Genomic DNA, 8,860 nt, shown 5'->3' with positions numbered 1-8,860 from the left:
CGCGGCGAGCCCGCCGGCCCAGTTGGTGGCGCCGATGGTCGGCACGTCGGTCGCGGGCACGCCGGCCGGGTCGACGACCACCACGGGCACGTTGAGGCGCCGCAGCTGGGCCTGCAGCGGCGGGCTCACGTGCGAGGTCACGAAGATGACGCCGTCGGTGGCCCGGGCGCGCAGGTTCTGCAGCCACTGCCGCACGGCGGTGGACTGCCGGTGGATGGCGGAGACCACCGTGCCGACGCCGGCGCCGTGCCCCACGTCCTCCACCCCGCGGATGATCTCCACGGCCCACGGGCTGTCCAGGTCGTTGAAGACCAGGTCGACCAGCCCGGCGCGGGTCACCGTGCGGCTGGTGCGCCGCCGGTAGCCGTGGTGGCGCAGCAGCTCCTCGACCCGTTCGCGGGTGTCGGGAGCCACGTCCGACCGCCCGTTGAGCACCCGCGACACGGTCGGCACCGAGACGCCGGCCTCCCGCGCGATAGCGGTGATGGTCACCCTGCGCCCGTCGTCGTCGCCGTCCACCCGCGTCTCCTTCACCGGCCGCCGGAAGGCCGACCGTACCCGTCCGCACCGAAAAACGTCCGGAACGGCGGAGCCGTTCCGTGGGCTCATCTTGCCCCATGGACGGGGGTTGACGACACGGCAGGTCGGTTCTAGCGTTCGCACAAGTTACGGAAGTCTTCCGGAAATTACGGAGACGGCTCCGGTCGTCGCGCCGGCGTCGACGTCCCCCACCACACCCCCACCACGAGAGGTCGATCATGATTTTACGTACGCGGCTCGCCCGGGTCGCCGCTCTCGGCGCCGCCCTCGCGCTGGCGCTGCCGTTGACGGCCTGCGGCGGCGACGACTCCGCCGGCCGCGCGGACGAGATCCGCATCCTGGTGTACGGCGACGCCACCAACAAGGTCGAGAAGCAGCTCGTCGACACGTTCAACAAGACCTCGAAGGTCAAGGCGGTCCTCGACACCATCCCCGGCGCCGACTACCAGACCAAGCTCCAGACCATCATCAACACCAACCAGGCGCCCGACATCTTCTTCAACTGGGGCGGCGGCAGCATCACCCCGTTCATCAAGGCCAACCTGCTGCTCCCGCTGGACGACATGATCGCCAAGGAGCCGGGGCTGAAGAGCAACTTCCTGCCCTCGGTCTTCAACACCGCCGTGGTCGACGGCAAGGCGTACGGGGTGCCGATGCGGGGCACCCAGCCGGTGCTGCTGTTCCACAACAAGAAGGTGCTCGCCGACGCCGGCATCACCCCGCCGGAGACGTGGGACGAGCTGCTGGCGGCCGTGAAGACGCTCAAGGGCAAGGGGATCACCCCGATCGCCCTCGGCGGCGGCGACAAGTGGCCGACCCAGATGTGGTACCAGTACCTCTACGACCGGGTGGCCGGCCCCGAGCTGTTCGCCAAGGCGCTCGGCGGCGACAAGGGCGCCTGGGCGAGCCCGGAGAGCCGCCGCGCCCTGGAGCTGCTGCGGCAACTGACCGACGCGGGCGCGTTCGGCACCAACTTCGACTCGGTCAAGTTCACCGACGGCGGCTCGCCCAACCTGCTGGCCGCCGGCAAGGCCGGCTTCGAGCTGATGGGCTCCTGGAACTACTCCACCCACAACGACGCCAACCCGACCTTCGCCGCCGAGGGCCTCGGCTGGAGCGCCTTCCCGAGCGTGCCGGGCGGCAAGGGCGACCCGCGCAACGTGGTCGGCAACACCAACAACTTCTACTCGGTGCTGAAGAAGACCAAGCACCCGGAGGCGGTCGCGGAGTTCCTCAAGCTCCAGTACTCCGACGAGTTCGTCCAGGCCCAGCTGGCCATCGGCAACCTGCCCACCACCACCAACACCGAGAAGTTCCTCGACGGCGCCGCCAACCCGGCCTACCTGAAGTACCAGTTCAACCTGGTGAAGGAGGCGCCGACGTTCCAGCTCTCCTGGGACCAGGCGTACCCGCCGGCCGCGACCCCCACCATCCACCAGGCCGTGCAGCAGTACTGCAACGGCCGGATGGACGCCGACGGCTTCATCAAGGCCATGCAGTCCCTGCAGGCGGGCTGACCGCCGCCATGTCCACCACCACCCTCGCCGCCCCCGCCGTACCGGAGCAGCGACGGGCCCGACGACGCCCGGGCGGCCCCACGGTCGGCCGCCCGGGCGTCGCCTGGGCCCTGCCCGCGACGCTCTTCTTCGGGCTCTTCGCGCTCGTCCCGCTGGTCCTCGTGGTCGTCCTGAGCTTCACCAGCTGGGCGGGCCTCGGCTCGCCGGAGTTCGTGAGGCTGGACAACTGGCAGCGACTCGCCCGCGACCCCGTCATGATCAACAGTCTCTGGCTGAGCGTCCTGCTCACCGCCCTCGGCGTGCTGGTGCAGACCCCGCTGAGCCTGCTGATCGGGGTGTGGGCGGCCGGGCGGCAGCGCAACCGGGCGGTGCTGTCCGCGATCTTCTTCCTGCCGCTGCTGCTGTCGGCCACCGCGGTGTCGGTGCTGTGGCGGGCGCTGCTCGACCCGAACTTCGGCGTGCCCGGGCACGCCCGCTGGCTGTTCGGCGACGGCAACCTGTTCGGCAGCCGCACCGGCGCGATCGCCGTGCTGGTCTTCGTCGCGAGCTGGCAGTTCATCCCGTTCCACACCCTGATCTACCAGGGCGCCGCCCGCGCGGTCCCGCAGGTGCTCTACCAGGCCGCCGAGGTCGACGGGGCCGGCCGCTGGGGCCAGTTCCGCCACGTCACCCTGCCGCAGCTGCGCAACGCCATGATCACCTCGGTCGTCCTCATGGTCGTCGGTGGGCTGACCACCTTCGACACCGTCCTGATCCTCACCCAGGGCGGGCCGGGCACCGACACCACCATCACCGCCTACTACATGTACCAGCAGGCGTTCCGCGGCTTCGACTTCGGCGCCGCCGCGGCCATCGCGCTGCTCCTCGTCGTCGTCGCCACCGTCATCTCGCTGATCGTGGTGCGCGTCTCCGGCTACGACAAGATGCGCAGCACCATGGAGGGCCTGTGATGCGGCACCGTCCGAACTGGCTCGCCGGGCTCGGCGCGCTCCTCTGGCTGCTTCTGATCGGCCTGCCGATCTACGTCATGGTGGCGGTCTCGGTGCAGACCCGCGAGGGGTACGGCGGCAACGGCCCGCTCGCCCTGCCCGACACCTTCACGCTGGACAACTACACCGGCGCCTTCGACGAGGGCTTCGGCCGGTACTTCCTCAACACCCTCGTGGTGACCGTGAGCGTGGTGGCCCTCGTGCTGCTGCTCGTGCCGCCGCTGGCGTACGCGATCGTCCGCAGCCGCAGCCGGCTCACCTCGCAGGTGTTCCGGCTGTTCCTGCTCGGCCTGGCCGTCCCCGCGCAGGCGGTCATCGTGCCGATCTTCTACCTGATCAGCAAGGCGGGCCTCTACGACAACCTGCTCGGCGTCATCCTGCCCACCGCCGCGTTCTCCCTGCCGGTCTGCGCGCTGATCCTCAGCGGCGTCATGCGCGACATCACCGGCGACCTGTACGAGGCGATGGCCATCGACGGCGCCTCGCCCGGGCGGGTCTTCCTGCAACTGGTGCTGCCGCTGTCCCGCGGCGGGATCGCCACCATCGCCGTCTTCTCCGCCCTCCAGGCGTGGAACGGCTTCCTGTTCCCCCTCATCCTGACCCAGTCCGACAGCACCAAGGTCATCACGCTCGGCCTCTACAACTTCCAGACGCAGCACGGGATCGACATTCCCGGCCTGCTCGCGGCGGTCGTGCTGTCGATGGTGCCCGTCCTGCTCGTCTATCTGTTCGCCCGGCGGGCCCTGGTGCAGGGGCTGATGGGCGTGGGAGGAAAGTGACCGACAACGTGACCCTCGACATCCAACCCGACGCCGCCACCTGGAACGATCCGACCCTGGACGTCGCGACCCGGGTCGACGCCCTGGTCGCCGCCATGACCCTGCCCGAGAAGGTGGCGCAGCTCTACGGCGTGTGGGTCGGCGCGTCGGCCGACGGCGGCGAGGTGGCGCCGTACCAGCACGAGATGGAGGAGCCCGTCGACCTGGACGCGCTGCTGGACGACGGCCTCGGCCAGCTGACCCGCCCGTTCGGCACCGCCCCCGTCGACCCCGCGCTGGGCGCGCTGTCCCTGCTGCGTACCCAGCAGCGCATCGCCGCCGCCAACCGGTTCGGCATCCCGGCGATCGCGCACGAGGAGTGCCTGGCGGGCTTCGCCGCCTGGGGCGCCACCGCGTACCCGGTGCCGCTGTCCTGGGGCGCCACCTTCGACCCGGACCTGATCGGCCGGATGGCCGCAGCCATCGGCGCCGACCTGCGCCGCGTCGGGGTGCACCAGGGGCTCGCGCCGGTGCTCGACGTGGTGCGCGACGCGAGGTGGGGGCGGGTCGAGGAGGCCATCGGCGAGGACCCCTACCTGGTCGGCACGATCGCCACGGCGTACGTGCGGGGCCTGGAGTCCGAGGGCGTCGTGGCCACCCTGAAGCACTTCGTCGGCTACTCGGCGTCCCGCGCCGGCCGCAACCTGGCGCCCGTGTCGATGGGTCCCCGGGAGCGGGCCGACGTGATGCTCCCGCCGTTCGAGATGGCGGTGCGCGAGGGCGGCGTCCGGTCGGTGATGAGCGCCTACACCGACATCGACGGCGTGCCGTCCGCCGCCGACGAGGAGCTGCTGACCGGGCTGCTCCGCGACGCCTGGGGGTTCACCGGCACGGTGGTGGCCGACTATTTCGGCATCGCCTTCCTGCGCACCCTGCACGGGGTGGCCGGCAGTTGGCAGGAGGCGGCCACCGCCGCCCTCGCCGCGGGGGTCGACGTCGAGCTGCCCACGGTGAAGACGTTCGGCGCGCCGCTGCGCGAGGCCGTCGCCGCCGGTCTGGTGCCGGAGGCGCTCGTCGACCGGGCCGTGCGCCGGGTGCTGACGCAGAAGGCCCAGCTCGGCCTGCTCGACCCCGGGTGGAGCCCGGTGCCGGCGGCCCTGGCCGGGGCCGATCTCGCCGACCCGGACGCGCTGCGCGGCTCCGTCGACCTGGATCCGCCGGCCAACCGTGCCCTCGCCCGCGAGGTCGCCGAGCGGGCCGTCGTGCTGCTGGCCAACGACGGCACCCTGCCGCTGGCCCGGCCGGCCCGGATCGCGCTCGTCGGGCCGCAGGCGGAGAGCCCGACGGCGGTGCTGGGCTGCTACTCGTTCCCCGCCCACGTGGGGCCGCGCCACCCGGAGGTGCCCGTCGGGCTCGCGCTGCCCACGCTGGCGGAGGCGCTGCGGGCCGAGTTCCCCGACAGCGTCGTCGTCACGGTGGCCGGCGTGCCGGTCGACGGCACCGACACCTCGGGCCTGCCGGCGGCCGTCGAGGCGGCCCGCGACGCCGACGTGGTGGTCGCGGCGCTCGGCGACCGGGCGGGACTCTTCGGCCGGGGCACCAGCGGCGAGGGCTGCGACGCGGAGTCGCTGGCCCTGCCGGGTGCGCAGCAGCACCTGCTCGATGCGCTGCTGGACACCGGCACCCCGGTGGTGGTGGCGCTGCTGGCCGGGCGGCCGTACGCGCTGGGTCGGGCCGTCGACGAGGCGGCGGCGGTCGTGCAGTCGTTCTTCCCCGGCGAGGAGGGCACCCCGGCGATCGCGGGCGTGCTCAGCGGTCGCGTCGAACCGCAGGGGCGGCTGCCGGTCAGCGTCCCGCGCCGACCCGGGGGCGGGCCGACCACCTACCTGACGCCCCGCCTCGGCCAGGCCACCGACGTCTCCAACGTCGACCCGACCCCGGCGTACGGCTTCGGCCACGGCCTCGGCTACACCACCTTCGACTGGTCGGAGCTGGTGGTCGACGAGCCGTACGCCGCGACCGACGGGGAGCTGCGGCTGCGCTTCACGCTGCGCAACACGGGCTCCCGGTGGGGCAGCGAGGTCGTGCAGGTGTACGCCCACGACCCGGTGGCGTCGGTCGTCCAGCCGGTGCAGCGGCTGATCGGCTACCGCCGGGTGCCGCTGGACGCGGGCGCGGCCTGCCGGGTCGACGTGGCCGTGCCGGCGGACCTGTTCTCGTTCACCGGTCGGGACGGGCGGCGCGTCGTCGAGCCGGGCGAGCTGGAGCTGCGGCTCTCCGCGTCCAGCACCGACCACCGGCTGGTGGCGGCGGTCGGGCTGCGCGGCCCCGCCCGGCACGTCGACCACACCCGCGGCCTGCACCCCCGGTTCACCGTCACGTCCCGGCACGGCTGAGCGGTGGCGCTCACCGACCTGCCCGAGGAGCAGCTGCGGGTGTACCGCAGCGGGGTGCGGGAGCCGGCGGACTTCGACCGGTTCTGGGCGCAGACCCTCGCCGAGTCCCGGGCGTGCGGGTGGCCGGTGCGCGCCGAACCGGTCGACGCCGGGCTGGCCACGCTCGACGTCCTCGACGTCACCTTCCCCGGGTTCGCGGGGCAGCCGGTGCGGGCGTGGCTGCGGCTGCCCCGCGCCGGGCGACGGCCCCTGCCCACGGTCGTCGAGTACGCCGGCTACGGCGGCGGCCGCGGCCACCCGCTGGAGAACCTGCTGTGGGCGTCGGCCGGCTTCGCGCACCTGCAGATGGACACCCGGGGCCAGGGGGCCGGCTGGAGTCGGGGCGACACCCCCGACCCGGCCGCCGCCGGCCCGGAGGCGCCCGGCGTGACGACCCGGGGCGTCGAGGACCCGCGCACGTACTACTACCGGCGGTTCCTCACCGACGCCGTCCGGGCGGTGGACGCGGCCCGCGAGCTGCCGGGGGTCGACCCGGCGCGGATCGCCGTCCTCGGGCACAGCCAGGGCGGCGCGGCCGCGCTCGCCGTCGCCGCGCTGGTGCCCGACCTGCGGGCCGTCGTGGCCGGCGTGCCCTTCCTCTGCGACATCCCGCGCGCCGTGGGGATCGCCGACACCCGTCCCTACCGGGAGATCCGCGACTACCTGGCCGTGCACCGGCACGCCGAGGACCGGGTGTTCGCCACCCTGGCCTACGTCGACGGGGTGAACTTCGCCCGCCGGTGCCGGCCGCCGGCCCGCTTCTCCGTCGCGCTGATGGACGACATCGTCCCGCCGTCGACCGTCTTCGCCGCCGTCAACGCCTGCGCGGGGCCGACGGAGCTGTCGGTCTGGCGCTACAACGGGCACGAGGCCGGCGGGATCGACGACGACGAGGCGGCGCTGCGCTTCCTGCGCGTACACCTGTCGCGGGACCCGGGGCCCGACGGGCCCGGACCCTGATAGACAAGGGGGCGTGGAGAGCACGGGTGCGGGCGGCCGTCGCCGGGGTGTCGCGGTCGCCCGGGCCGTCGCGGCGGCCGTGGCGGTCGCGGCGCTGACGTCGGCCTGCTGGCGCCCGGGGCCGGCACCCGCACCCGCCCCGACCGCGACGCCGTCCGCGTCCGGGTCGGCGTCTCCGTCCGCGACGCCGTCCGCGTCCGGGGTGCCGTCCGCGTCCGGGGTGCCGTCCGCGTCTGGGTCGGCGTCCCCGCCGGCGGCCGGCGCGCCGCGCCTGCCGGGCTTCGTGGTCCTCGCCGACGTCGACCCCCGGATCCGCACCGACATCCGGTATGCCGGCCCGCACAACTTCGTCGGCCGCCCGGTCGCCGGCTACCCCGAACCGCTCTGCCTGCTCAGCCGGCAGGCCGCCGAGGCGCTGCGCCGGGCGCAGGACGCCGCGCTCGCCCGGGGCCGGAGCCTGAAGGTGTACGACTGCTACCGCCCCCGGCGGGCCGCCGACGACTTCGTCGCCTGGTCGAAGCAGCCCGGCGAGCAGCAGATGAAGGCGGAGTTCTATCCCCGGGTGGCGAAGTCGAAGCTGTTCGACGAGGGGTACGTCGGCGCCCCCACCGCGCACAGCCGGGGCAGCACCGTCGACCTGACCCTGGTCGACGTGCCGACCCCCGCCCAGGCCCCGTACGCCCCGGGCCAGCCGCTGGTGTCGTGCACCGCCGCGCCGGGGCAGCGCTTCGGCGACGACAGCGTCGACATGGGCACCGGCTTCGACTGCTTCGACCCGCTGGCGCACACCGACTCGCCCCAGGTCACCGGCGCGGCCCGGGACAACCGCCGGCTGCTGCGGCGGCTGATGACCGACGCCGGCTTCGTCAACTACGACCGCGAGTGGTGGCACTACCGCTACCGCGACGAGCCCTGGCCGGACACGTACTTCGACGCGCCGGTGGCCCGCTCCTCGGTGACCGCCGGCTGACCGGGCGGCCGGAGGGGGTGCGGCCCGCGGCGTGGCCGTCCGGCATGATCAGCTCCGGAAGGGGTGCCGCGGCGCGAACCGCACCGGGCGTCCCGGCGGCCACCGCGCCGCCGGACGAGGGGAGAGGCAGTGACCATCGAACGCGTCGGACCGCCGCTGACCGGGGGCGAGCGCGAGACGCTGCGCGCCTTCCTCGACTACCACCGGGCCACCCTCGAAATGAAGTGCGACGGGCTCTCCGACGAGGACCTGCGCCGGCGGTCCATGCCGCCGTCCACCCTCACCCTGCTCGGCCTCGTCCGGCACATGGCCGAGGTGGAGCGCACCTGGTTCCGCCGGGTCATCAACGGCGAGGACGTCCCGCTGGTCTGGTCGGACGCCGGCGACTACCAGGTGGCGTACGACGCCGGCGGGGCCACCCGCTCCGAGGCGTTCGACGCCTGGCAGCGGGAGGTCGAGCACTCCCGCCGCATCGAGCGGGAGGCCGAGTCGCTCGACGTGACCGGCCACAACGCCAGGTGGGGCGAGGACGTGTCGCTGCGGCTGGTGATGCTGCACCTGATCCACGAGTACGCGCGGCACAACGGCCACGCCGACTTCCTCCGCGAGGGCATCGACGGCACGGTCGGCGCCTGAGCGGGGCTGCCCGCGTGCCGTACGCGTCGGGCCCGCCCGCCTCCGGCCGCGCGGT

8 protein-coding genes are annotated in these 8,860 nt (G+C 73.7%); 7 read left to right on the top strand and 1 reads right to left on the bottom strand.

Features of this window, described 5'->3' with window-relative positions:
• Positions 1-519: LacI family DNA-binding transcriptional regulator (locus tag ACWENR_RS14360; RefSeq protein WP_452277442.1), on the bottom strand; the 519-nt coding region annotated here is incomplete at its 3' end.
• 239 nt (positions 520-758) lie between these two features.
• On the opposite strand from ACWENR_RS14360, the gene ACWENR_RS14355 reads away from it, so the two are divergent.
• The 7 genes from ACWENR_RS14355 to ACWENR_RS14325 all read left to right on the top strand — a co-directional run bounded on the left by ACWENR_RS14355 (position 759) and on the right by ACWENR_RS14325 (position 8,805).
• Positions 759-2,057: an extracellular solute-binding protein gene (locus tag ACWENR_RS14355; protein ID WP_452277441.1), complete on the top strand. Its 1,299-nt coding sequence runs from the start codon at positions 759-761 to the stop codon at positions 2,055-2,057.
• An 8-nt stretch (positions 2,058-2,065) separates the two neighbouring features.
• Complete coding sequence (locus tag ACWENR_RS14350) at positions 2,066-3,007, top strand: carbohydrate ABC transporter permease (protein ID WP_452277440.1); 942 nt, start codon at positions 2,066-2,068, stop codon at positions 3,005-3,007.
• Complete coding sequence (locus ACWENR_RS14345) at positions 3,007-3,825, top strand: carbohydrate ABC transporter permease (protein ID WP_452277439.1); 819 nt, start codon at positions 3,007-3,009, stop codon at positions 3,823-3,825. Before ACWENR_RS14350 ends, ACWENR_RS14345 begins: the two co-directional genes overlap by 1 nt.
• On the top strand, positions 3,822-6,200 hold the full coding sequence (locus ACWENR_RS14340; protein WP_452277438.1) for a beta-xylosidase/alpha-l-arabinosidase: 2,379 nt from the start codon (positions 3,822-3,824) through the stop codon (positions 6,198-6,200). Before ACWENR_RS14345 ends, ACWENR_RS14340 begins: the two co-directional genes overlap by 4 nt.
• A 3-nt stretch (positions 6,201-6,203) precedes the next feature.
• Positions 6,204-7,199, top strand: coding sequence for an acetylxylan esterase (locus tag ACWENR_RS14335; RefSeq protein WP_452277437.1), 996 nt, complete (start codon positions 6,204-6,206; stop codon positions 7,197-7,199).
• Positions 7,200-7,419: 220 nt separating this feature from the next.
• Positions 7,420-8,169 carry a M15 family metallopeptidase gene (locus ACWENR_RS14330; RefSeq protein ID WP_452277436.1) on the top strand — a complete coding sequence of 250 codons (750 nt, stop codon included), beginning with the start codon at positions 7,420-7,422 and terminating at the stop codon, positions 8,167-8,169.
• 129 nt (positions 8,170-8,298) lie between these two features.
• Complete coding sequence (locus tag ACWENR_RS14325) at positions 8,299-8,805, top strand: DinB family protein (protein WP_452277435.1); 507 nt, start codon at positions 8,299-8,301, stop codon at positions 8,803-8,805.
• The last annotated feature ends 55 nt before the right edge of the window (positions 8,806-8,860 follow it).

Source organism: Micromonospora sp. NPDC004336 (assembly GCF_053602615.1).
The sequence above is the reverse complement of the archived record's forward strand: the minus strand, read 5'-3'. Positions and strand labels throughout refer to the sequence as shown.

Coding starts and splice junctions, on each gene's coding strand:
- ACWENR_RS14355 (WP_452277441.1), top strand. CDS start 759: ATGATTTTACGTACGCGGCTCGCCCGGGTCGCCGCTCTCGGCGCCGCC.
- ACWENR_RS14345 (WP_452277439.1), top strand. CDS start 3,007: ATGCGGCACCGTCCGAACTGGCTCGCCGGGCTCGGCGCGCTCCTCTGG.
- ACWENR_RS14350 (WP_452277440.1), top strand. CDS start 2,066: ATGTCCACCACCACCCTCGCCGCCCCCGCCGTACCGGAGCAGCGACGG.